This window comes from Rhodovibrio salinarum DSM 9154, assembly GCF_000515255.1.
In the GTDB taxonomy this organism is placed as follows: Bacteria; Pseudomonadota; Alphaproteobacteria; order Kiloniellales; family Rhodovibrionaceae; genus Rhodovibrio; species Rhodovibrio salinarum.
The window spans coordinates 2,989,139-3,011,632 of sequence record NZ_KI911559.1 but is presented as its reverse complement, the minus strand read 5'-3'; the positions used below and the strand labels follow the sequence as shown (position 1 = coordinate 3,011,632).

Genomic DNA, 22,494 nt, shown 5'->3' with positions numbered 1-22,494 from the left:
GTCGCGTGCTCCTTCGCAAAAACTCATGTGCCGCAGACAATCGTCCGCGTTGTGTTGTTGTTCGTCGCGGGTTGGCGGCGCCCCGGTAAACGCGCGGCGCCTGCAAACCTGACCTTTGGACTAGCCGACGCTGCCTTCCAGCGAGATGCCGACCAGCTTCTGCGCCTCGACCGCGAACTCCATCGGGAGCTGCTGCAGCACCTCGCGGCAGAACCCGTTGACCACGAGCGCGACGGCGTCCTCCTCGCTGATGCCGCGCTGACGGCAATAGAACAGCTGGTCCTCGCTGATCTTGGAGGTGGTTGCCTCGTGCTCGACCCGGGCGGAGTTATTCCGGCTCTCGATGTAGGGGACGGTGTGGGCGCCGCACTTGTCGCCGATCAGCAGGCTGTCGCACTGCGTGAAGTTGTGCGCGCCGTCGGCTTTCGGCGACACGCGCACCAGGCCGCGGTAGGTCTGGTCGGCCTTGCCGGCGGAGATGCCCTTGGAGACGATCCGGGACTTTGTGTTCTTGCCCAGGTGGATCATCTTGGTGCCGGTGTCGGCCTGCTGGTAGTTGTTGGTGATGGCGATCGAATAGAACTCGCCCACCGAATTGTCGCCCTGCAGGATGCAGGAGGGATACTTCCAGGTGACGGCCGAGCCGGTCTCCACCTGCGTCCAGGAAATCTTGGAGTTGTCGCCCCGGCAGGCGCCGCGCTTGGTGACGAAGTTGTAGATGCCGCCGACACCGTTCTCGTCGCCCGGGAACCAGTTCTGGACGGTGGAGTATTTGATCTCCGCGTTGTCCAGCGCGACCAGCTCGACCACGGCGGCGTGCAGCTGGTTTTCATCACGTTGCGGGGCGGTGCAGCCCTCCAGATAGGAGACGCTCGAACCCTCTTCCGCGACGATCAGCGTGCGCTCGAACTGGCCCGTGTTCTCCGCGTTGATGCGGAAGTAGGTCGACAACTCCATCGGGCACTTCACGCCCTTGGGGATGTAGACGAACGAGCCGTCGGTGAAGACCGCGCTGTTCAGCGTGGCGAAGAAGTTGTCGGAGTAGGGCACCACCGAACCCAGATACTGCTTAACCAGGTCTGGGTAGTTGTGGATGGCTTCCGACATGGAGCAGAAGATGATGCCCTGCTCCTCCAGTTTCGCCTTGTAGGTCGTCGCGACCGAGACGCTGTCGAACACGGCATCCACCGCGACGCCGGCCAGCATCTCCTGCTCTTGCAACGGGATACCCAGCTTCTCGTAAGTTTCGAGCAGCTTGGGGTCGACCTCGTCGAGCGACTGCGGCCGATCCTTATCCTGCTTCGGCGCCGCGTAGTAGTAGGCGTCCTGGAAGTCGATCGGCGGGATGCTGCACTTCTGCCAGGAGGGGTGCTTCATCGTCAGCCAATGGCGGTAGGCCTTCAGCCGCCATTCGAGCATCCACTCCGGCTCATCCTTCTTCTGCGAGATGAACCGGATGATGTCCTCGTTCAGGCCCTTCGGGGGACGCTCCTCGTCGATCTCCGTGACGAAGCCGTACTTGTACTTCTGCCCCGTGACCTCCTGGACCTGCTCGACCGTCTCGGCGGTAGCACCCATGGCTTGGTCTCCTGCTCTCTAGAGCTCTCGTTCTGGCCGCCCGTTGTCTGTGGCGTGTGCAAGCGCCCGGGACGCGGCCCTGGTTGTTCGTCGTGTGTGCGTGCGGTATCGATCGGTGCGATTGGCGTGTGTTGTTACGCCTCTGTTCGTTTGGCTGGATCAGTGGCGGGGCGGGTCATTTCGCGACCTGCGGTGCGGCAGTGCGGGCGAATGCCGGCATGCGCGCCTGCTGGTCCGCGATCAGGTCGGCCAGCGTGACCTGCGAGAGCGCCTGATGGATCACGTCGTTGACCCGGTCCCAGGTGCCGCGCATTGGGCACAGCGATTCGACCTCGCAGCCAGACCCGCCGTTGTCGACACAGGCGGTGAGCGCGATCGGGCCTTCCAATGCGCGGATGATCTCGGCCACCGAAATCTCTTCGGCGGTGCGGCTGAGCGCGTAGCCACCGCTGGCACCACGGTGGGACTCGACCAGTCCCTCGCGGGTCAGGACGTTCAGCACCTTCGCCACGGTGGGTAGGGGCACGGACGTGTCGCGGGCGATCTGCTGCGCGCTGCGCAGACCGGCGCCACTGGCGCTCATCTGCGACATCACGACGACCGCGTAGTCCGTCAGGCGGTTGAGCCGAAACATTCTGCCTCCTAATCCCGACCGATTTGGTCCGGTATCAGTAAGCTAAAAGATGTCGGTGGAAAATCAAGCCCAATGACCCTCGCACACGGCATCGGGCGATGATTTCGCATCCGGGCGTCTGCCACGCAAGGCGCTCGCCGCCCGACGCCGCATCTCAGGGCTCATGGTGGGTCAGCACGCGCTCGATGTCACCGGTCAGGTGCTTGCCGGGCAGCAGCTGGTTGAGTCCGATCCCGACCAGCGCCGACAGCGCCATGCCGGAGAGTTCAACCAGGTCGCCGATCGGCAGTACGGCACCGCCGATGCCAATCACCAGCACAACCGAGACGATCGCCAGGTTGCGCTTCTCGCCCAAATCGACGCGCCCCTCGATCATGGTGCGCAGGCCGCTGGCGGCGATGATCCCGAACAGCAGGATCGACACGCCGCCCATCACCGCTGTCGGGATGGTGTTCAGGAAGGCCGAGAAGTTGCCCAGGAAGGCGAGCGCGATGGCGAGCACCGCCGCGCCGGCGATCACGTAAATCGAAAAGACGCGGGTGATCGCCAGGACGCCGATGTTCTCGCCGTAGGTGGTGTTGGGCGGGCCGCCCAGGCAGGCGGCCAGCATGGTCGCTACGCCATCGCCCATCAGGGAGCGGTGCAACCCGGGCTGCTTGATCGTGTTGCGGCCGATCACCTTGGATAGGACGAACTGATCGCCGATGTGCTCGGCCACCGTCACGACCGCGACCGGGACGAGCAGGAAGAACACTTCCGGCGGGACGCTGGTCTCCTGCGTGACGAACGGGATCACGAAATCGGGCAGGCGCACCACGCTTGCGTCCATGACCGGGGCGAAGTCGACCAGCCCGACCACTGCCGCGATCGTATAGCCGCCCAGGATGCCGATCAGCACCGGCAGCATCGATAGGAAGCCTGACAGGAACACGGCCGCCAGGATGGTGATCGCGAGTGTCGCCATCGCGACGCCGAAGTGCAGCGACGAATAGTCGCCGCCGCCAGCTTGGTTGGTCGCCATGTCGACGGCGGTGGAGGCCAGCGACAACCCGATCACCATGATCACCGGCCCGACCACCACCGGTGGCAGCAGCTTGAGCAGCCAGTTGATCCCAAAGCCGCGGACGGCGGCCGCGACCGCGAGATAGACGAGTCCGGCGGCGAACGCGCCGACCATCGCGCCGGCCACGCCGGCGGCCTCGGCGCCCGCGGTGATCGGCGCGATGAACGCGAAGGAAGAGCCGAGGTAGGCCGGAATCTGCCCCTTGGTGATTACTAGATAGGCGAGCGTGCCGGCCCCGCTGGTGACCAGCGCCACCGCCGGATCCAGGCCGGTGAGCAGCGGCACCAGGATGGTGGCACCGAACATGGCGAACAGGTGTTGCAGGGACAGGGCCAGCCACTTGCCGGCCGCCGGGCGCTCATGCAGGCCGACCGCGGGCGTGACGGCCCCGCTCGCCGGGGGTTCGATCCGGTCGCTCATGAAGGGAGTTCCGCTGTCTTGAAACTGGGCGCGCAGGCTGCCGTGTGCCGCTGCGACAGGCCGCCCGGATGACGTTCGCGCGGGAACCTATGCGAACTCGCCGCTACGCGCCAACCGCATTCCTGCACGCGCGGCTTTTCCGCGCGCGTAGCACGCTCGACAGCACCTGCGCGTTTCGACTATCACCGGGCGCCAACAGCCCAGGCAGACGCCAGCGCGTTTCCGGTTGCGCGGGTCTGCCATCGTTTCCGCCCGTTACAAGCCTCGCCAGATCCCAAGGCCAGATCGCAAGGAAGGTTCGCGCCATGCCCGACATCGTAGCCGGCCGCGACATCACCGTCGTCGAGCATCCGCTGGTCCAGCACAAGCTGACGCAGATGCGTCGTAAGGAGACGCCCACGCCGGAGTTCCGCCGCCTGGCGCGCGAACTCTCGCTGCTGCTCGCTTACGAAGTGACGCGGGATATTCCGCTGGAGAACGTCGCGATCGAAACGCCGGTCTCCCCGATGAACGCGCCCGAGGTCGCGGGGCGCAAACTGTGCCTGGTGTCGATCCTGCGTGCGGGCAACGGCATCCTGGAGGGCATGCTGGACCTGATCCCGCACGCCCGGGTTGGCCATGTCGGCCTGTATCGCGATCCGGAGACGCTGCGCCCGGTCGAGTATTACTTCAAGGTGCCGGAACTGCTGGAGGACCGCCTGACGATCGTCTGCGATCCCATGCTGGCCACCGGTCACACCGCGGCTGCCGCGGTCACCAAGTTGAAGGAGCGGGGTGCGGCCAACATCAAGTTCCTGTGCCTGCTTGCGGCGCCCGAAGGGGTAGAGGTGCTCAGAACCGCCCACGACGATGTGCCGATCTATGCCGCCGCGCTCGACGAGCAGCTAAACGACGACGGCTTCATCGTTCCCGGCCTGGGCGACGCCGGCGACCGGATTTACGGCACGGCCTAGCCGGTCACGCCGCCCTGTCTGAGGGCCGGCGGCGTTCGGCGTGGAGCAGCGGCACGGCGAGCAGGCCGGCCAGGGCGCACATGCCGGCCATGGCGAGGAAGGCGTTGCCTCCGATCGTGTCGTACAGCCAGCCTGCGGCCAGCATGGTCGCGCCCATGGCGATGCCGCCGGTGGTGCCGGCGTAGATCCCCTGGGCGGTCGCTTGCAGGCCCGGCGGCGCGCGCCGGGTGATGTAGTGCATGGCGCCCAGGTGCGTCGCCGCGAAGGTGAGGGCATGCAACGCCTGGACCGCGCTTAGGGATATGGGGTCGGTGGTGCCCGCGAGCACGCTCCAACGCACGACTCCGGCCAATGCGGCCAGGCTCAGCAGGCCGATCGGCCCCACCCGGGCGACCAGTGCGGTGCCGCAGGCGAACAGCAGCACTTCCGCGATCACGCCTTCCGACCAAAGCCAGCCGACAGCTGTTGGCGACAACCCTGCCGCCTGCCAATGCACGGCGGAAAAACCGTAGTAGACCGCGTGGCTCGCCTGTAAGAGCGCGCCGATGGCGAGGAACAGCAGGAACCGCCCCTGGCCGAGCAGTGCCGACAGCGGCGCGCGGGCGCCACGCGCGCGCGACTGCAACCCCGGCGGCAGCAGGCGGCTGGCGATGGTCACCAACACCAGCCCCGCCATGACGCCGTACAGCACCGCCTCGCCGTCGAGCCGCGTTAAAAGGTCGCCCACGCCGAGCACGCCCAGAATGAAGGCGAGCGAGCCCCAGAGGCGTAGCCGGCCGTAATCGAAACCGCGCTGCGCGACCGCGGCCATCGTCTGGCTGTCCCCGATTGGAATCGTCGCATGAAAGGTCGGGAACAGCAGCAGGTGGACGAGCAGGACGGCCCAGAAACCCTGCACCTGCGTGAACAGCAGGGAGGCCAGCAGGGCGCTGAGCCCGAGGCTCGCCAGGACCGTGCGCCGCCGGCCCGTACGGTCGGCTAGCTGGCCGGCCAGCGGATTGATCACCGTCTTGGCCCAGGTGCCAAGCGCCAGCACCGTACCGATCTCTGCCCCGCTTAAGCCGCGACTCTCCAGAAACACCGGCCAGAACGGCAGGTAGACGCCCAACGTGAGGAACACCGCTCCATAGAACAGGGCGAAAGGCAGGGCTGCGTGCAAGCGCGCGGGGTCAGGACTTAGAGGGTGGGGCGCCATGATACGGGCACCATCGAGTGCGGCTGTCGCCGGGTCAACGCAGCGGTCTGCAGACACCTCGTCCATGGCAATTTAGAGCGTCTTTTAAGCAAAAGATTAACCTTTAACCCTTGTACTTTATGCGTGTTCGCCACGTCCGCCGCCGGCCTTGGCGGAAGAGGGCATCGGACTGTCGCGAGGAGACTTTCATGTTCAAGTTCGTGTCACGTGCGCTGGCAGGCATGCTGGCCCTTGCCGCCGGTTGCGCCGTGGCTGGGGCCATGGCCGCGCCGGCCCTGGCGGCCGGGGAGATTCCGCAACGCTACGTCGAGAAGGTCCGAACCTGGAGCCAGGACCCGACCGTGCTGATCACCTTGCGCGCCTGGAATGAGAAGCACGCCGATCTGGATCAAGACGACATCGACCGGATGGACCAGGACTGGCGCAAGCAGACCGCATCGGATCAGAAGCCATTGATCGCCGAACTGCTGGGCGCGCCGCTGTCGGCGATGCTTTTGCGTATCCAGGCGGATAGTGACGGGCGTCTGATCGAGACCTTCGTGATGGACAAGAACGGTCTCAACGTCGGGCAGAGCGCGGTGACCAGTGACTATTGGCAGGGCGACGAGGCGAAGTTTCAGGAGAGTTTCGGTCGCGGCCCGGGCGCGGTTCACTACGGTGAGGTTGAGGTCAAGGATACCGGGCGCCGGGCCCAGCAGGTCAGCCTGACCATCGTTGACCCCCGGACGGGCGAGCCGATCGGCGCGATCACGGCGGAGTTCGATCTCGACCTGATCGCCTCGACGCCCGAGAGCTAGACGGCGTGGACCGCAAACGGCTTTTCGTGCCTTCCATCTTCATCGTCGAGTGACCGGACTCCCAACTCATGTTCGCCCGTTTTCAGAACCTCAGCGTCTCCCGCAAGATCCAGATTTCCTTCGCGCTTTTGCTGGTGCTCAGCATCGGTGTGATGGGTTTCATCATGCTGAAGATTCAAGATGCCAGTGATGCCCAGCATGAAGCCGCGCAGACCAGCCAGATCATGACCGCGCTCGATCACGTCGAGGGCGCGGTGCGTGACCAGCAGAACGGCATCCGCGGTTTCCTGATCAGCGGCGATTCTGCGGCCCTGCGCAGCTATGGGACCGGCATGGTCGCCTATGGCCAGTGGATCGATAAGCTGCGTCAGAGCCTTGTCGGGACCGAGTATGTCGGCAAGGTCGAGGAGATGGACCGAGCGGTGAAGAGCTGGGTGAAAGACGTTGCATCGCCGCAGATCCGGTGGATGCAGCATCCCGACACCGTCCCGCGGGCGCGCGCCATGGAGGCGGTCGGCGCTGGGGCGGCCGACCTCGCTACCTTCGCCCGTATCGAAGAAGCGTTGCGCGACTGGGGCGCGGCCCGGATGGCCGAGCGCAGCGCCGCCCAGGACACGGCGTTCACGTGGGTCTATGCCGCGACGGGAGGGGCCACGCTGGCGTTGCTGGTGGCGTCGATTGTCTGTGGTGTCTCGCTCAGTCGCCTCATCGCGCGACCGTTGGGCCGCATGACCGCGGCCATGAGCAACCTTTCTCACGGCGACAAGGATACGCCGATTCCGGACACCGACCGGAAGGACGAGTTCGGCGGCATGGCCCAGGCGGTCCAGGTGTTTAAAGACTCGATGGAGCGCAGCGAAGAGTTGGCGCGCAAGACGGCCGAGGAGCAGGAGGCCCGCGCCCAACGCGCGCAACAGCTGGAGCAGTTGTCGAGCGACTTCGAGCAGGCGGTTACCGGTCTGGTCCAGCGTGTTTCCAGTTCCACCGAGCAGCTGGCCCAGACGGCAAGCTCCCTATCCAGCCTTGCCGAGGATACCAAGCGGCAGTCGACCGAGGCGGCCAGTGCCGCCGATCAGGCGTCGAACAACGTCGATGCGGTGGCCAGCGCGGCCGAGCAGCTGACCTCCTCGATCGAGGAGATCGCTCGCCAGATGGGGCAGTCGAACGAGATCGCCAGCAAAACCAGCACCGAGGCGTCCGAGGCCAACGAGGTGGTGCAGGCGCTCAACAGCCGTGCCCAGGAGATCAGTGACGTGGTCGGCCTGATCAACGACATCGCCGAGAAGACCAATCTGCTGGCGCTGAACGCCACCATCGAAGCGGCCCGCGCGGGCGAGGCGGGTAAGGGCTTCGCCGTGGTCGCGCAGGAGGTCAAGCAGCTGGCCAATCAGACCGCCAAGGCGACTGGGGAGATCGGCAGCCAGATCCAGTCGATGCAGTCAGCGACCGGCTCCGCGGTGGACGCGCTCAACCGGATCATCGACCGGGTCGGCGAAATCAACGAGATCACGACCGCTGTCGCTTCCGCTGTGGAGGAACAGCAGGCCGCCACCTCCGAGATTGCGCGCAACGTTGAGCAGGCGGCGACCGGCGCCAGCGAGGTCTCGCGCACCATCTCCCAGGTCAGCGATGCCGCCGCGACCAACGGCACCAGTGCCCAGGATGTCTCCAACGCCGGCAGCGAGCTGTCGCGTGAGACCGAGACCCTGCGTAAGGAACTCGACACCTTCCTCTCGGGCATCCGGGCAGCGTAACGCATCTGCCGTTGCCTGGCTGCCGGGGCGGCGGATGGCGCGCCCACGGTAGCCTGCAACCCGGTTGGCGTCGGTGGACGGGGCATCAACGCTCATCGGCACGGGCCGACGCGGGAGCGCTTGCTTCTCTCCCTAGCCGTCTTCCACGTCAGCGTGGAAGACGGCTGATGCGCGTTCAGCCCCTTAGACCGGCTTGACCAGCGCGTGACGCTTCTTGCCGGCGGAGACCTTGACCACGCCTTCCTCGCTCACGTCGGCCAGTGTGACGGTCTGGTTCTGGTCGGCGACCTTGGCGTCGTTAAGCCGCGCGCCGCCGCCCTTGATCAGCCGCCGGGCCTCGCCGCCACTCGACGCCATGCCGGCCTCACGCAGCAGCTCGAACAGCGCCACGCCGTCGCTCAGGCGGTCGCGCGCAACCTCGATGACCGGCAGGTCCTGGCCGAGCGCCTTTTCCTCGAACACCTGACGGGCGGTTTCGGCCGCGCTCTGGGCGGCGTCTGCGCCGCGGCACAGCTTGGTTGCCTCGTACGCCAGCACCTTCTTGGCTTCGTTGATCTCGGCCCCCGGGAGCGCCTCCAGTTCCTGGATGCGCGTCTCGTCCAGTTCGGTGAACAGGCGCAGGAAGCGGCCAACGTCCGCGTCCTCGGTGTTGCGCCAGTACTGGTAGTAATCGTAGTGGGAGCAGTCCGCTTCGTTGAGCCAGATCGCGCCCTGGGCGGTTTTGCCCATCTTGGCGCCTGAGGCGGTGGTCAGCAGCGGCGTGGTCATGCCGAACAGTTCCGTCCCGTCGACCCGACGGGCGAGTTCGACGCCGTTGACGATGTTGCCCCATTGATCCGAGCCGCCCATTTGCAGCCGGCAGCCTTGCTTCCGGTACAGTTCCAGGAAGTCGTAAGCCTGGAGCACCATGTAGTTGAATTCCAGGAAGGTGAGCGGCTGTTCGCGCTCCAGGCGCAGGCGGACGTTGTCGAACGACAGCATCCGGTTGACCGAGAAGTGCCGGCCGTAATCGCGCAGGAAGGCGATGTAGTTGATGTCGCGCAGCCAGTCGTCGTTGTTGACCATGACGGCGTCGGTCGGCCCGTCGCCGAAGGTCAGGAACTGCCGGAAGATCGACTTGATCCCGGCCATGTTTTCCTGGATCTGCGCGTCGGACAGCAGCTTGCGCTGCTCGTCCTTGCCCGAGGGATCGCCGATCTTGCTGGTGCCGCCACCCATCAGCACGATCGGCTTGTGCCCGCAGGTTTGCAGCCAGCGCAACGTCATGATCGACACCAGCGAGCCGACGTGCAGGCTGGGCGCGGTGCAGTCGAAGCCGATGTAGGCCGGCACCGGCGCCTTCTCCGCCATCACCTGGTCGAGCCCGTCCCAATCGGTCGTCTGATACAGGTAGCCCCGCGCCTGTGCGACCCTGAGGAAATCGGATTTGGGCGGCTGGCTCATGGCTTTGGTGTCCGTCATGTCTTGCTGGGTTGCGGGGGAGGTTGCAGCGCCGGGGCGCAGTTAGCACACTCGCCCGACCTTGCCAATTCGCCCGCGCCGCGCGCTGGATACGGTTCAGTCGGTCGGGCGCTCCCGAACGGAAAACGGCCTGCGTTTCATGTCCGATACAGCTCCGCGCCGCCTTGCGCTCGGCCTGATGAGCGGCACTTCGCGCGACGGCATCGACGCCGCGCTTCTGGAAACCGACGGGCAGATGTTTGTCCAGGCCGGGCCGTGGGAGTCGATCGCCTACCCCGACACCTTTCGCCAGCGCCTGGCCGACGCCATCGCGGGCACGGCGGACGTTGCGGATGTGGCGCGCGAATTGACCGACCGGCATGCACAGGCGGTCAGTACGTTGCTTGCCAAGGCTGGCGTGTCCGCCAGTGCGGTGCGCGTGATCGGTTTTCATGGCCACACGATCGGCCACGACCCGGCCCGCAGGTACACCCGGCAGATCGGCGATTGCGGCCGTCTGGCCCGGCTGACCGGGATCGACGTGGTCGGCGACTTCCGCCAGGCCGACGTCGCTGCGGGCGGTGAGGGCGCGCCGTTCGCACCGTACTATCACCGTGCCCGTGCCATGGAACTGGATCGTCCCGTGGCGGTGCTGAATTTGGGCGGGGTCGGTAACGTTACCTGGCTGGGCCGGCAGTTTGCCGACATCCTGGCGTTCGATACCGGCCCGGGTAACGCGCTGCTGGACGATCTGGTGGCTCAGCGCACGGGCCGTGGCTACGATCATGACGGGGCGCTGTCCGCTGCCGGCCGGGTTAACGACTCCGCGCTGGCGGCGATGCTGGCGCATCCCTTCTTCGATAAACGGCCGCCGAAATCGCTCGACCGCGATGACTTCACGGGCGAGTCCGTCGCTGGTCTGGCTGACGCGGATGCGGCGGCGACGCTCGCGGCCTTCACCGCGGAGAGTGTGGTGCGGGCCCGGGATCATCTGCCGGAAGCGCCGGTGCAGTGGTTGGTCACCGGCGGCGGTCGGCATAACCCGACCCTGATGCGCATGCTTGCCGAACGTCTGGGCGCACCGGTCGCGCCGGTGGAACGCGTCGGCTGGGATGGCGACGCTTTGGAAGCGCAGGCTTTCGCCTATCTCGCCTTGCGTGCGCTGCAAGGTCTGCCACTGTCCGGGCCGACCACCACCGGCGCGCCCCGGGAGATGCCCGGCGGCAAGCTCTACACGGCCCCGCCGACCGGCTAATCCGCCGGGTCGGTGGCCGTGCCGGCGAGTTCGGGGACGTTCTTCTGCAGATAGTCCGCGATATGCTCGTTGAGGATATCGAGCCGGTTGGTGAAGAAGTGGTTCGCCTGCTCGATGATCCGGTAGTCGACCGTGATATCGCGCTGCTGGCTTAGCTTGTTGACCAGCTTCTGTACCGATGCCTCCGGCACCACGTCATCGGAATCGCCTTGCAGGATGAGACCGGAGGACGGGCAGGGCGCCAGGAAGGTGAAGTCGAACATGTTGGCTGGCGGTGCGACGGAGATGAAGCCGCTGATCTCCGGTCGGCGCATCAGGAGCTGCATGCCGATCCAGGCGCCGAACGAGAAGCCCGCGATCCAGCAGCTCGACGAGCCGGGGTTGTAGGTCTGTAGCCAGTCGAGGGCGCTGGCCGCGTCCGATAGCTCGCCCTCGCCGCGGTCGAACTCGCCCTGGCTCCGGCCGACGCCTCGGAAGTTGAAGCGCAGGACGGAGAAACCCTGGCGGGCGAAGGTCTGATAGACGTGATAGATGAGCTTGTTGTTCATCGTGCCGCCATGCTGGGGATGCGGATGCATCATCAGCGCGATCGGCGGCTTTTCTCCACGGCCGTGCTGGTAGCGACCCTCCAGGCGGCCTTCGGGGCCGGGAAAGATAACGTCAGGCATCGAGCTCCCAATCCTGTGCCAAAACAGGCCCGTTCGGTTGCGGACCATCGCGCGGCAGGCGGCCGGGTGGCCGGCAAGCCCGCGCAGGGGGCGCGCTTGATCGCCCTGCTAGGGCGTATTATATCCCGCGAAACCCGTCGATTCCGGCGGACCGTGCCGCCGAGCCCGCGTGCAGACGGCGACTCCGGCGCAAGGGCGGGAAAACTAGCACGACGGTCGAAGTCATGTTCAAGTCTCTGCGCGACGAAGTCGACGGGATGATGGCGCGCGACCCAGCCGCGCGTTCCCGGCTGGAAGTGGTGCTGTGCTATCCCGGATTCCAGGTCCTGGTGACCTACCGTTTGGCGAATTGGTTGTGGCGGCACGGCTTTCGGCTGCCTGCACGGTTCGTCTCGCACGTCGGTCGGGTGCTTACCGGGATCGAGATTCATCCCGGTGCCAAGATCGGTCATAACCTCTTCATCGACCACGGCATGGGCGTGGTGATCGGGGAGACGTCGGAGATCGGCGACAATGTGACGCTGTACCATGGCGTCACCCTCGGCGGCGTTTCGCCCAGCGAAGATAGTGATTCTCAGCGCGAGCAAAAGCGTCACCCCACCTTGTGTGACGGCGTGATCGTTGGCTCCGGTGCCCAGGTGCTGGGTCCCGTCCGGATCGGCGCGAACGCCCGGATCGGCGCTAATGCGGTGGTTGCCAAGGACGTTGGCGCCTGCCAGACGATGGTCGGCATTCCAGCCAAGGCGGTGCAGGTGCGCGGCGCCCCGGCGGCGGAAGAGAAGTTCGTCGCCTATGGCACGCCCACGGGCGAGTTGCCGGATCCGGTCGCCCGGGCGATCGACGGGCTGCTGCAGGAGGTGCATGGTCTACGTGCCCGGGTGAACGAACTGGAAAGCCAGACAGAGGCGCAGCAGCAGCGCCTGTCCAGTGTCGAGAATCAGGGCGAGGAGACGAGCGGGCCGCACGACCAAGTCACCGGGAAGTGCTAGAGACCCCAGGCGACGTAGGTGTTATCTAGGGCTGTAAGCGGTGTCATGACGCGACAGGCCGCGAAGCTCTTACGCGATGGGTGGAGCGCGGGCGCGCGAGACGGAGTGCAAGAAAGATGAAGCTGAGTGCCAAGGGTCGTTATGCCGTGATGGCGATGTGCGACCTCGCCGGGCAGAGCGACGGCAAGCCGATCGCCTTGGCCGACGTCGCCGAACGTCAGGAAATCTCACTGTCTTACCTGGAGCAGCTGTTCGCCAAGCTGCGCCGGGCCGGCTTGGTGCGCAGCGTGCGCGGCCCCGGCGGGGGGTACATGTTGGCCCAGGGTGCCGACGATACCAAAATCGCCGACATTGTGATGGCGGTCGACGAGCCGATCCAGACCACCCGCTGCACTCCAGGGCAGCCGTTCGGGTGCCGCTCGAACAACGAGCGCTGCGTGACCCACCAGCTGTGGGAGGCGTTGGGCAACCAGATTTATCTGTTCCTGGCCTCCGTTTCGCTGGGCGACGTCATCGAGGGACGGATCGCCGCCAATCAGCTTGCCCAGCCGGAAGATGCCGAACCCCTGGTGGCGGCTCAGCAACAATAGCGCGCTAAGGCGCTGGTCCCATGCCGGTCTATCTAGACCATAACGCCACCGCGCCGGTGCGGCCGGAGGCGGTTCGGGCGATGACCGATGCCTTGAACCACGTCGGCAATGCGTCCTCCGTGCATCGCTTCGGCCGCGACGCCCGCCGCCGGGTTGAAGATGCGCGGGAAACCGTCGCCGCCCTGATCGGCGTTCAACCGGGCGACCTGGTATTCACCAGCGGCGGTACGGAAGCCAACAACACCGCTTTGCGTGGCCACGGTCGGACGCGCACCCTGGTCTCCGCCGGGGAGCACGAGGCCGTGTTGCAGGCTCGCCCGGACGCCGAGACGGTTCCGCTTAGATCAGATGGCACGGTCGACCTGGATGCGCTGGATGTCGCGCTTGCCGCGGACGACCGCCCGGCGCTCGTTTCCGTCATGCTCGCCAACAACGAGACCGGCGCGATCAATCCGGTGCAACAGGTGGTCGAGATCGCCCGGCGCCACGGGGCCCGGGTCCACTGCGACGCCGTGCAGGCGCCCGGTAAGATCGCCGTCGATGCCCGGGCCCTTGGCGTCGACCTGATCACCGTGTCGTCGCACAAGTTGGGCGGCCCGCAGGGCGCGGGCGCACTCGCGGTGCTGGACGGTCAGTCGGTCGCGCCCTTGCTGGCAGGCGGTGGTCAGGAGCGCAAGCAGCGCGCCGGCACCGAAAACGTTCCGGCGATTGCGGGCTTCGGCGCGGCGGCGGAAGCCGCCTTAGCGGATCTGGTCCGGATGACGGAGTGTGCTGCTTGGCGCGACCGGCTGGAGGCGGAGGCGCGCGCGCTGTGTCCACGGCTGCAGGTCCACGGCGCCGGGGCGGCGCGCCTGCCCAACACCAGTTGCCTGGGACTGCCCGGGGTGCGCGCGGAGACGCAGGTGATGGCCCTCGACCTCGCCGGCGTGGCGGTGTCGTCGGGCTCGGCCTGCTCGTCGGGGAAGGTGCACGCCAGTCACGTATTGCGGGCGATGGGCGTCTCGGAAGACGACGCTGACAGCGCGGTCCGCGTATCGCTTGGTTGGACCAGTACGGCGGATGACATCGACGTGTTCCTCGACGCCTGGGGTAAGCTTGTACGCAGGCACGGGTTGGCGGCGGACGCGGCTTAGCCTTATCGGTTCGGTTGGAATTCCCATCAAAGGTCTTAGCTGTAAGGCAGAGGGCGCACACAAGCGCTTGGCCGAGGGAAGGAGCGTGCAGCAGCATGGCGGAGGCGGAGCAGGCCCGGCCGATCTACCTGGACTATCAGGCGACCACGCCCGTCGATCCGCGTGTGGCGGAGGCGATGTGGCCCTTTTTCACGCAGGCGTTCGGCAACCCACATAGCGTCCATCACAGCTACGGGACCGAAGCGGAAGCCGCCGTCGAGCGGGCCCGCGGCGAGGTTGCGGCGCTGATCGGCGCGGAGGCACGCGAAATCATCTTCACCTCCGGCGCGACCGAGAGCAACAACACGGCGGTCAAGGGGGCGGCGCGCTTCCACGGTCCGATGGGCAAGCGCCACGTCGTCACCGTCGCGACCGAGCACAAATGCGTGCTGGAAAGTGCTAAGGCCTTGGGACGCGACGGGTTCGAGGTGGAGATTCTGCCGGTTGCGCCCGATGGCCGGGTGGACCTGGACCGGCTGGCCGCGGCGATCCGGGAAGACACCGCCGTGGTTTCCGTCATGGCGGCGAACAACGAGATCGGCGTGCTGCAGCCGATCTCCGAGATCGGGAAGCTTTGCCGCGCTAAGCGGGTCCTGTTCCACACCGACGCGGCCCAGGCGGCCGGCAAGGTCCCGGTCGACGTCAACGATATGAACATCGATCTGCTCAGCCTGTCGGGGCACAAGCTGTACGGGCCGAAGGGCATTGGGGCCCTCTACGTGCGCCGGCGCCCGCGGGCGCGAATATCGGCGCTAATGGACGGTGGCGGACAGGAACGCACGTTGCGCTCCGGCACGGTGCCAGCGCCGCTGGCCGTCGGCTTGGGCGCCGCCTGCCGGATCGCGCGGGCCGAGATGGCGGAGGAGGAGGCGTATCTGACGACCCTGCGCCAGCGTCTTTGGGACGGGTTGCAGGCCCACCTGCCGGATGCCTACGTCAATGGAAGCTGGGCGGCGCGGCTGCCCGGCAACCTGAACGTCACCGTGCCTGGGTTGGATGCGGAAACGCTGATCGCCGAGACGCCGGAGGTTGCGTACTCGACGGCGTCCGCCTGCTCCAGCACGTCGGTCGAGCCGTCCTATGTGCTGAGCGCGCTAGGCCTCAGTGACCAGGATGCGGCCGCGTCGATTCGCCTCGGCCTCGGCCGTATGACGACCGAGGCCGAGATCGATCAGGCCGTCGAGACGATCGGCTGCACGGCTGCCCGCCTGCGTGCTGAAGGTGCCGGGCGGCTGGCCGGGGCAGGCGCCGGGTAACCGCCCGGGGGCTGCGGCTTGTCCGAGAGATTAAGACGGGGGTATCGCACATGCGAAATCGCCCCTAGCAGACGGATGGGCTGGTCGGCTAGACAGCGCGATGACGGTAACCGTGGCGCTGGGCAGTTCGCGTGTGCCAGGCACTTACAACCGCACACCCCGACGACGAGAGAACGAGGTCGAATACAGCCATGCCGAAGATGACCTTCATCGAGAAGGACGGGAACCACAAGGAGGTCGATGCGCCCGTGGGCCTGTCGGTGCTGGAGATCGCGCACCGCAACGGCATCGACATGGAAGGCGCCTGCGAGGGAGCGCTTGCCTGTTCGACCTGCCACGTCATCGTGCATAAGAAGTGGTTCAAGAAGCTCGATGAACCGACCGAGGACGAAGAAGACATGCTCGACCTCGCCTTTGGCTTGACCAAGACCTCGCGTCTTGGTTGCCAGATCGTGATGAGCGAGGAACTCGACGGCTTGGTCGTCCAGTTGCCAGAGCAGGTGACCAACTGGATGGGTTGAACGTCCGTTCGATGGGGGGACTGCGCCGATGACCGACCTGCATGCCGACGCCCCGGGGCCGATCGCCGCTGGCAGTCTGGCTGCCGAGCTGCGCAAGGCCTGTGCAAGCAATTGGGACGCCTACGTCAATCACCCGTTTGTACGGCAGTTGGCGGCCGGAACGCTGGAGACGGCCAGTTACAAGCATTTCCTGATCCAGGATTATCTGTTCCTGCGCCATTTCGCCCGCGCCTGGATGCTGGTCGCTTACAAAGCCCCCGACCTGAACGAGATGCGCGCCGCCTCGCAAACGGTCGATGCGCTGATCAACCAGGAACTTCAGCTGCATGTCGAGACCTGCGCGGGCTGGGGCATCTCCGAGGCGGAGATGGCTGCGACGCCCGAGGCCCGCGCCAACTTGGCCTACACGCGGTTCGTTCTGGAGACCGGGCATTCGGGCGACTTGCTCGATTTGCTGGTCGCATTGGCGCCGTGCGTGGTCGGATATGGGGAAATCGGCGCGCGCTTGGCCGCCGACCCGGCGACGGTATGGGACGGCAACCCGTTCCGTGAATGGCTGGATCTCTATTCCGACGAAGAGTTTCAGGAGGTCGGCCGCGGCGCCTGCGCCCAGATTGATCGGGTCGCGCGGGCGCGGATCGGAAGCGACGTGACCGGCAGCCCACGTTGGTCCGAGCTCTGCCGTATCTTCGGTCAGGCGACCCGTCTGGAAATCGGCTTCTGGGATATGGGCCTGAACCGCGAAGACTGATCGGCACCTTATCCGAGACTGCGGCTTCCTGGTGTCTGTCGGTGGGGGCGGGCCGGGATGAATCCGGCGCGAACGGCAAGCGTGTTCTGGCGTGCGCGGCGCGATCTCATTATCTCCCAAACCTTCCTCTCCTTCGCTGTGAGCGAGTCTGCCGCGACCGATGCCCCGTTCTGAGCCAACGCCTCCGCCCGACTTTCGTGCGCGTCTGCCCGAGCCGAAGCGCAAGCTTTGGCTGGACGGGGCGCTCGCGCCCTATGCCCTGCGTCCCTGGTTCGACCGCGTGCTGCTGCGGTGGGTGTGCAAGACCTACTTCCCGCTGTCGCGCGGTTGGGCCGCAGCGCGCTGGGCCGACGGCGACGTCGATGCCTTGCGCGCGGAACTGGCGCGTTGCGGCGTGCACAAGGTTTCGGGCGCCCGTTTGGCGCGTCTGGCCAGCGCCTTGCCCAAGGCGGAGCGCGCCTATCAGGCGGCGATGCGCGGCTGGTACGCAGACTTCCACGCCCAGCACCGGCCGGCCGACGCGCATCTGGTTGCGAGCGAGCGCCAGCGCGAGCGCGCGGCGCAGCGGCTGATGGCGCAGCGGGCCCGGGTCGTGCCGGTCCACCGCCGCACCCGGTTGCCGGCGGCGGCCTTCGACATCCGCGACGCGGCGGCGGTCGAGGCCGCGCACGGGGGGCGGGCCGAAGGCCGCGTCCCCGCTTTCCCGGCACCGGCCCGTCCCGAGGCGCGGCGGACGCATGCCGTGCCGGGCCCGGACGGCGCGGTGAGTTGGGTCGACTGGCCGGCGCCGATGGCTGGCGTGCGCGACTTCCCCGTGGACGATCGGGTGCGCGCCCGGGTGGTCGAGCCGGAAGACCGGCCGGATGCGCCGACCTTGATCCACCTGCACGGCATCGGCATGGAACCGGAGATGCTGGTCGCCCAGCGTGAGCCGGTGCTGGAACTGGCACGTCGGCATGGCATCCGCGTCGTTCGGCCGGAGGGGCCGTGGCATGGCAGCCGGATGGCCCCCGGCTTCTGGGGTGGCGAGCCCGCGCTCGCGCATGCGCCGCTCGGCTGGCTCGATCTTGTGCAGGCCTGGGTGGGCGAGGTGGCGCAACTGATCGCCTGGGCCCGGGCCACCTCCAACGGACCGGTGGCGATCGGGGGGCTGTCGCTGGGGGCCCTCAACGCCCAGGTCGCCGCGACGGCGGCGCGCGCCTGGCCGGCGGAGATGCAGCCGGACGCGCTGTTTCTTTGCATGACCAGTGGCGACATGCTGCAGATCGGCTTCGAGGGCGCGATGGCGAAGGGGCTGGGCGCGCTCCAGGCCGTGCGTGCGGCCGGGTGGGATCACGACGCCCTGACGCGCTTCCGCCCGCTGCTGGAGCCGCAGGAGGCGCCCGTGATGCCGGCCTCGCGGATCGTGATGCATCTGGGCCGGCTGGACGCGGTGATGCCGGTCGATGGCGGCCGTGCGCTCGCCCGGCGCTGGGGCGTTCCGGAACGTAACCTGTTCGAGCCCTGGCGCGGCCATTTCACCGCGCCGCTCGCCTTGCACATCGACCCCGGCCCGCTGGACCGCCTCGCGATGATCCTGAACCGTCTGTAGGCGGCGGGGGACGTGGCCGAACCGGCTCAGTGGTGTTATATCGCCGGCCAAGCGATACCGACCAGATTGAGACGAGTGATCGAGGCATGACCGATCTCGGCTTCGACAAGCCGGCGAGCCAGACCCGCGTGGTCGTGGCGATGAGCGGTGGGGTGGACAGCTCGGTGACCGCCGCGTTGCTGGCGCGCGCGGGCTACGAGGTCGTGGGCGTTACCCTGCAGCTCTACGACCACGGCTCGGCCGTGGGCAAAAAGGGCGCCTGCTGCGCCGGCCAGGACATCTACGACGCCAAGCGCGTGGCCGACAAGCTAGGCGTGCCGCACTACACGCTGGGCTACGAGGACCGCTTCCGCGAAAGCGTGATCGACGAGTTCGCCGACAGCTACCTGAACGGCGAGACGCCGATTCCGTGCGTGCGCTGCAACCAGACGGTCAAGTTCCGCGACCTGCTGTCGACAGCCAAGGAACTGGACGCCGACGCGCTCGCAACCGGCCACTACGTCCGCCGCGTCATGGGAGCCGAGTGCGCGGAGCTGCACAGCGCCGTCGATGCCAGCCGGGACCAGAGCTATTTCCTGTTCGCCACCACCCAGGAGCAGCTCGACTTCCTGCGTTTCCCGTTGGGCGGCCAGCCGAAGGACGAGACGCGCCGGCTGGCCGAGGAACTGGGTCTCGCAATCGCGGACAAGCCGGACAGCCAGGACATCTGCTTCGTCCCCAACGGCGACTACGCCAGCGTGGTCGAGAAGCTGCGCCCCGGCGCCTGCGATCCGGGCGAGATCGTCGATCGCAGCGGTAACGTGCTGGGCCACCACGATGGCATCATCCACTTCACCGTGGGACAGCGTCGTGGCCTCAAGCTCGGCAACATGGGCGAGGCGATGTACGTCCTCGCGATCCAGCCGGAGACGAACCGTGTCGTCGCCGGGCCGAAGCGCGCGCTTGCCCGCGATCTGGTGCACGTGCGCGAGCTCAACTGGCTGGACGGCGACGCGCCGGAAGTCGGGCGCACGGTCACGGTCAAGCTGCGCTCCGCCATGCCGGCGCAACCGGCCACTGTCGCCGAGGTGGGGCAGGGCGGTTTGACCCTGCGCCTGGACGAGCCGCAGCATGGCGTTTCTCCGGGCCAAGCGGCGGTTTGCTACGACGGGACCCGGGTGTTGGGTGGCGGCTGGATCGATTCGGCGGAACTCACCGCCGAGAACGCGCCCGCCGACGTCACCCCCGACCGGGTGGCCGCGCCCGCCTGAGCGGCGGCGGCGACAGCGCTCTCCGCCTTGCCGATCCGTGCGCGCGGCGGATCGGTGTCGGGCGATGCTTGACAGGGCAAAGCCCGCCGCCCTATACGCCCATGCACGCGCTTGCGGGGCCATCCCGCAAGGCGAATCAGCCCCTTGGGGCGGGGTAGCTCAGCTGGTTAGAGCACGGGAATCATAATCCCGGTGTCGGGGGTTCAAGTCCCTCCCCCGCTACCAACAAAAACCCCCGTAAGCTAGGTGCTTACGGGGGTTTCGTTTGTCCAGATGACTGTTTCCCTGAGGGCTAGAAAAAAGGGCCCAAAACCCCGGAAAACGGCAACGCGCGGTGTGGGCGTTAAAGTGTGGGACGACCCCACGACCACAGCCGATCCGGCGCCAGGGCATGCGCGCCTAGGAGTCAGCGCGCCATCCACGCTTCCGCGGCATTGGCTGCGGCGTTGAGATTTCTGGCGCCTCGGTCGAGTGGGCAGCGGCCGTAGCTGTGGCGGTACTTGGAAACTTGAATCTGGTAGCGCTGCAGCTGGTAGTGGAGCGGTTCGCCCCTGAGTCCGAAAATGGACCTCAGCCGTCCCTGCATTGCCTTCTGGACACTCCTGGCTTCAATCCGGTGCTCGCAAGCCTGCAATGCGGCGGTGTAGCCGGCCATGTTGTCGATAAACGCGGCCAGGTGTCGATGCACCTCCCCCGCGCTTGCTGGTGGTGAGAGAAAAAGAAGCATTGCCAGTGTAATCGCCCCGCGAGTCGATCGTCGTATGCCGTCTGTCATCGGTACCATCCCCGCCTCTCCGTTGGTCCGGCGGGGACAGTTGGCCACAATCCTGGCGTGCGCTACTAAAACCGAGAGGTACCTTTTTGGTAGTAACGTTCGTTAGCATACGTCTGATCCATCGATGAATGGCCGTGTTCTGCCAAAACGTTGGTGGCGCCCCCGATCTCTCGCGTGGCGGGTGGTCGCCGGTTCGCGTCAATCTGCCGCGCGTGGCCTGAGCGACCCGGGCGTGCAGTTCGGTCGAGTCGTTTTGGATGTTCGACAAACCTTTTCGTGTCTGTCGAAGCCCAATGCCCTGCAACGGTCATAGGTCGCCGCTGGTCAGTGTGGCAGCGATCGGTAACCTTGGCGGCGATCGAAGCGGATGTCAGGGAGAGCGCCGAAATGCGTAAAGCGATCGCTGCTGCCGGAGTGCTGGGGCTGGCGGTTACCGTCGGGATGTTCAGCGTTCAGGCCTATGCCGACCGTCAGCTCGAGCAGGCGCTCGACGCGTGGCGGGCGCAACTGCCCGAAGGTACGGAACTGTCCTATGGCCGGATCGAGGCCGAGGGACGCGATGGTGCGGTATTGCACGCCGTGCGCTTCCAGACCGATCAGACGCCCGAGCCTGTCACCGTGCGCGCCAAGCGGCTGGAGATCGACGACGCCGCGTTCGAGGGGGACATGCTGCAGTCGGTTGGGCGGTTCGACTTTACAGAAGCGACCGTCGTCAGCGGCGGCAGCCGCATGACGATCGCGACCGGCAGGGGCCGGGATGTAACGCTCGCCGAGGACTATCGGGTGCGATCCGTCGGCCGGGCGCGCCTGAACGACCTCGACGTCGAGGATGCCCGTGGCACCTCCAGCGCCCAGAAGGTGACGCTGCGGGGGCTGGGCGAGGGTCGACTGGAGCGGCTGGAGGTGCAGGCGCTGGGGGTCGCGCAGCGCGCCCGGGGCGCGGATCGGGATGGGGCGGTACGCCGCGTGCTGGTCGACCGCATCCGCGTGCGCGATGCCGACATCGACGACCTGCAGCGCCTGCATGCCAAGACCGACGACCCGGGTCTGGAGGCGTTGGTGACGGCCGTACGCGGCGATGGTCTGCGCGCCTTGCAGTTCGACGGGCTGGAGATGATCGAGCAGGGCCGGCGGATCGCCGCCCTGGAGTCGATGGACCTGTCGGTGGAGACGCCGGCGGAGGGGCCGATCACGTTCAAGGTGGACTATCGCGATGGCTATTCCGACGTGACGCACCCCGACGCCGGCCTGTCGATGATGACGCTGGCCGCGCTTGGCTACCAGGAGGTGCGGGGCGATGGCGGCTTCACCCTGTCCTACCATCCCGAAGCGGGGACCTTCGCGATCGACCGGTGGGAAATGGACCTGCGCGATGTGGCGCAGTTGAACGTGACCGCACAGGTCGTCGGCATCCCGCTGGACGGCGATCTGGGCGCGCGGCTGGAGCAGGACCCGCAAGCGCTGCAGGGCGAGGCCGCGTTGCAGGCCTTAACCGTCCGGTTGGAGAACAAGGGGTTGGCGCGCCGGCTCGCCGAGCTGCGCGCGCAGCAGACCGACCAGTCCCCGGAGGCGGTGCGTCAACAGCAGGCGCAGAGTATCCGTCAAAGCTTACAGGAGATGCAGCTCCCCGACGCGCTGGGCGAGGCAATTGCCCGTTTCGTCGAGCAGGACGGCACGCTCACGCTCACGGCCGAGCCGAGTGAGCCTGTCACCTTCGAGCAGATCACACAGATGGCGATGGACGACCCGAAGCTGCTCAGCCAGAGCCTCAATCTGCAGGCCGTCCAGAGCGACTGACCGCTACCTCGACGGGCTGGGCACAGGGGTGATAAGCGCGCATGT

Annotated in this window: 20 protein-coding genes and 1 tRNA gene; 14 read left to right on the top strand and 7 right to left on the bottom strand. The window is 66.8% G+C overall.

The features are described 5' to 3' along the window. Window positions 1-120: 120 nt before the first annotated feature. From sufB to RHOSA_RS22615, 3 genes are all read right to left on the bottom strand, one after another. The gene (sufB, locus tag RHOSA_RS0113950; RefSeq protein ID WP_027289151.1) at window positions 121-1,578 is read right to left on the bottom strand and encodes a Fe-S cluster assembly protein SufB; all 1,458 of its coding nucleotides are present in this window, start codon (window positions 1,576-1,578) and stop codon (window positions 121-123) included. A gap of 175 nt (window positions 1,579-1,753) precedes the next feature. Further along, window positions 1,754-2,212 carry an SUF system Fe-S cluster assembly regulator gene (locus tag RHOSA_RS0113945; protein ID WP_027289150.1) on the bottom strand — a complete coding sequence of 153 codons (459 nt, stop codon included), beginning with the start codon at window positions 2,210-2,212 and terminating at the stop codon, window positions 1,754-1,756. A 154-nt stretch (window positions 2,213-2,366) separates the two neighbouring features. Next, window positions 2,367-3,695, bottom strand: a complete 1,329-nt coding sequence (locus RHOSA_RS22615) for a uracil-xanthine permease family protein (protein ID WP_051432153.1) — start codon at window positions 3,693-3,695, stop codon at window positions 2,367-2,369. A 305-nt stretch (window positions 3,696-4,000) separates the two neighbouring features. On the opposite strand from RHOSA_RS22615, the gene upp reads away from it, so the two are divergent. Beyond that, entirely contained in the window at window positions 4,001-4,648 is a 648-nt protein-coding gene (upp, locus tag RHOSA_RS0113935; RefSeq protein WP_027289149.1) for a uracil phosphoribosyltransferase, read from the top strand. Between the two features lie 4 nt (window positions 4,649-4,652). Here upp and RHOSA_RS22610 read toward each other — a convergent pair whose 3' ends face one another. Next, window positions 4,653-5,843, bottom strand: a complete 1,191-nt coding sequence (locus tag RHOSA_RS22610) for an MFS transporter (protein WP_200372015.1) — start codon at window positions 5,841-5,843, stop codon at window positions 4,653-4,655. Between the two features lie 188 nt (window positions 5,844-6,031). Between RHOSA_RS22610 and RHOSA_RS0113925 the strand changes: the two genes are divergently transcribed. Both RHOSA_RS0113925 and RHOSA_RS0113920 read left to right on the top strand, forming a co-directional pair. Beyond that, entirely contained in the window at window positions 6,032-6,640 is a 609-nt protein-coding gene (locus RHOSA_RS0113925; protein WP_051432152.1) for a hypothetical protein, read from the top strand. Window positions 6,641-6,708: 68 nt separating this feature from the next. Then, on the top strand, window positions 6,709-8,394 hold the full coding sequence (locus RHOSA_RS0113920) for a methyl-accepting chemotaxis protein (protein ID WP_027289147.1): 1,686 nt from the start codon (window positions 6,709-6,711) through the stop codon (window positions 8,392-8,394). Window positions 8,395-8,577: 183 nt separating this feature from the next. Here the strand turns inward: RHOSA_RS0113920 and tyrS are convergent, their stop codons facing one another. Beyond that, complete coding sequence (gene tyrS / locus RHOSA_RS0113915; protein WP_027289146.1) at window positions 8,578-9,837, bottom strand: tyrosine--tRNA ligase; 1,260 nt, start codon at window positions 9,835-9,837, stop codon at window positions 8,578-8,580. 157 nt (window positions 9,838-9,994) lie between these two features. On the opposite strand from tyrS, the gene RHOSA_RS0113910 reads away from it, so the two are divergent. Next, a complete protein-coding gene (locus RHOSA_RS0113910) occupies window positions 9,995-11,089 on the top strand; it encodes an anhydro-N-acetylmuramic acid kinase (protein ID WP_027289145.1) in 1,095 nt (364 codons plus the stop codon). On the opposite strand, the gene RHOSA_RS0113905 is transcribed toward RHOSA_RS0113910, so the two are convergent. Next, window positions 11,086-11,757 (bottom strand): alpha/beta hydrolase, encoded by a 672-nt coding sequence (locus tag RHOSA_RS0113905; protein WP_027289144.1) that lies wholly within the window; start codon window positions 11,755-11,757, stop codon window positions 11,086-11,088. The genes RHOSA_RS0113910 and RHOSA_RS0113905 overlap by 4 nt on opposite strands. Window positions 11,758-11,981: 224 nt before the next feature. Between RHOSA_RS0113905 and epsC the strand changes: the two genes are divergently transcribed. The 9 genes from epsC to RHOSA_RS0113860 all read left to right on the top strand — a co-directional run bounded on the left by epsC (window position 11,982) and on the right by RHOSA_RS0113860 (window position 20,102). Then, the gene (epsC, locus tag RHOSA_RS22605) at window positions 11,982-12,746 is read left to right on the top strand and encodes a serine O-acetyltransferase EpsC (RefSeq protein WP_051432151.1); all 765 of its coding nucleotides are present in this window, start codon (window positions 11,982-11,984) and stop codon (window positions 12,744-12,746) included. Between the two features lie 116 nt (window positions 12,747-12,862). Beyond that, window positions 12,863-13,336, top strand: coding sequence for an Rrf2 family transcriptional regulator (locus RHOSA_RS22600; RefSeq protein WP_051432150.1), 474 nt, complete (start codon window positions 12,863-12,865; stop codon window positions 13,334-13,336). A 20-nt stretch (window positions 13,337-13,356) separates the two neighbouring features. Next, window positions 13,357-14,469 (top strand): cysteine desulfurase family protein, encoded by a 1,113-nt coding sequence (locus RHOSA_RS0113890; RefSeq protein WP_027289143.1) that lies wholly within the window; start codon window positions 13,357-13,359, stop codon window positions 14,467-14,469. Between the two features lie 95 nt (window positions 14,470-14,564). Next, the gene (locus tag RHOSA_RS22595) at window positions 14,565-15,764 is read left to right on the top strand and encodes an aminotransferase class V-fold PLP-dependent enzyme (RefSeq protein ID WP_051432149.1); all 1,200 of its coding nucleotides are present in this window, start codon (window positions 14,565-14,567) and stop codon (window positions 15,762-15,764) included. Window positions 15,765-15,955: 191 nt separating this feature from the next. Continuing rightward, window positions 15,956-16,285, top strand: coding sequence for a ferredoxin family 2Fe-2S iron-sulfur cluster binding protein (locus tag RHOSA_RS0113880; protein ID WP_027289142.1), 330 nt, complete (start codon window positions 15,956-15,958; stop codon window positions 16,283-16,285). A gap of 28 nt (window positions 16,286-16,313) precedes the next feature. Then, complete coding sequence (locus tag RHOSA_RS0113875) at window positions 16,314-17,036, top strand: TenA family protein (protein WP_037256368.1); 723 nt, start codon at window positions 16,314-16,316, stop codon at window positions 17,034-17,036. A gap of 160 nt (window positions 17,037-17,196) precedes the next feature. After that, entirely contained in the window at window positions 17,197-18,627 is a 1,431-nt protein-coding gene (locus RHOSA_RS0113870) for a hypothetical protein (RefSeq protein ID WP_027289140.1), read from the top strand. Window positions 18,628-18,713: 86 nt separating this feature from the next. After that, complete coding sequence (gene mnmA / locus RHOSA_RS0113865) at window positions 18,714-19,877, top strand: tRNA 2-thiouridine(34) synthase MnmA (protein ID WP_027289139.1); 1,164 nt, start codon at window positions 18,714-18,716, stop codon at window positions 19,875-19,877. 148 nt (window positions 19,878-20,025) lie between these two features. Beyond that, window positions 20,026-20,102: transfer RNA gene (locus RHOSA_RS0113860), tRNA-Met, on the top strand. Window positions 20,103-20,283: 181 nt separating this feature from the next. On the opposite strand, the gene RHOSA_RS0113855 is transcribed toward RHOSA_RS0113860, so the two are convergent. Continuing rightward, window positions 20,284-20,652, bottom strand: a complete 369-nt coding sequence (locus RHOSA_RS0113855) for a hypothetical protein (protein ID WP_207140266.1) — start codon at window positions 20,650-20,652, stop codon at window positions 20,284-20,286. A gap of 387 nt (window positions 20,653-21,039) precedes the next feature. Between RHOSA_RS0113855 and RHOSA_RS0113850 the strand changes: the two genes are divergently transcribed. Continuing rightward, the gene (locus tag RHOSA_RS0113850; RefSeq protein WP_156092740.1) at window positions 21,040-22,449 is read left to right on the top strand and encodes an aq_1923 C-terminal domain; all 1,410 of its coding nucleotides are present in this window, start codon (window positions 21,040-21,042) and stop codon (window positions 22,447-22,449) included. Window positions 22,450-22,494 lie beyond the last annotated feature (45 nt).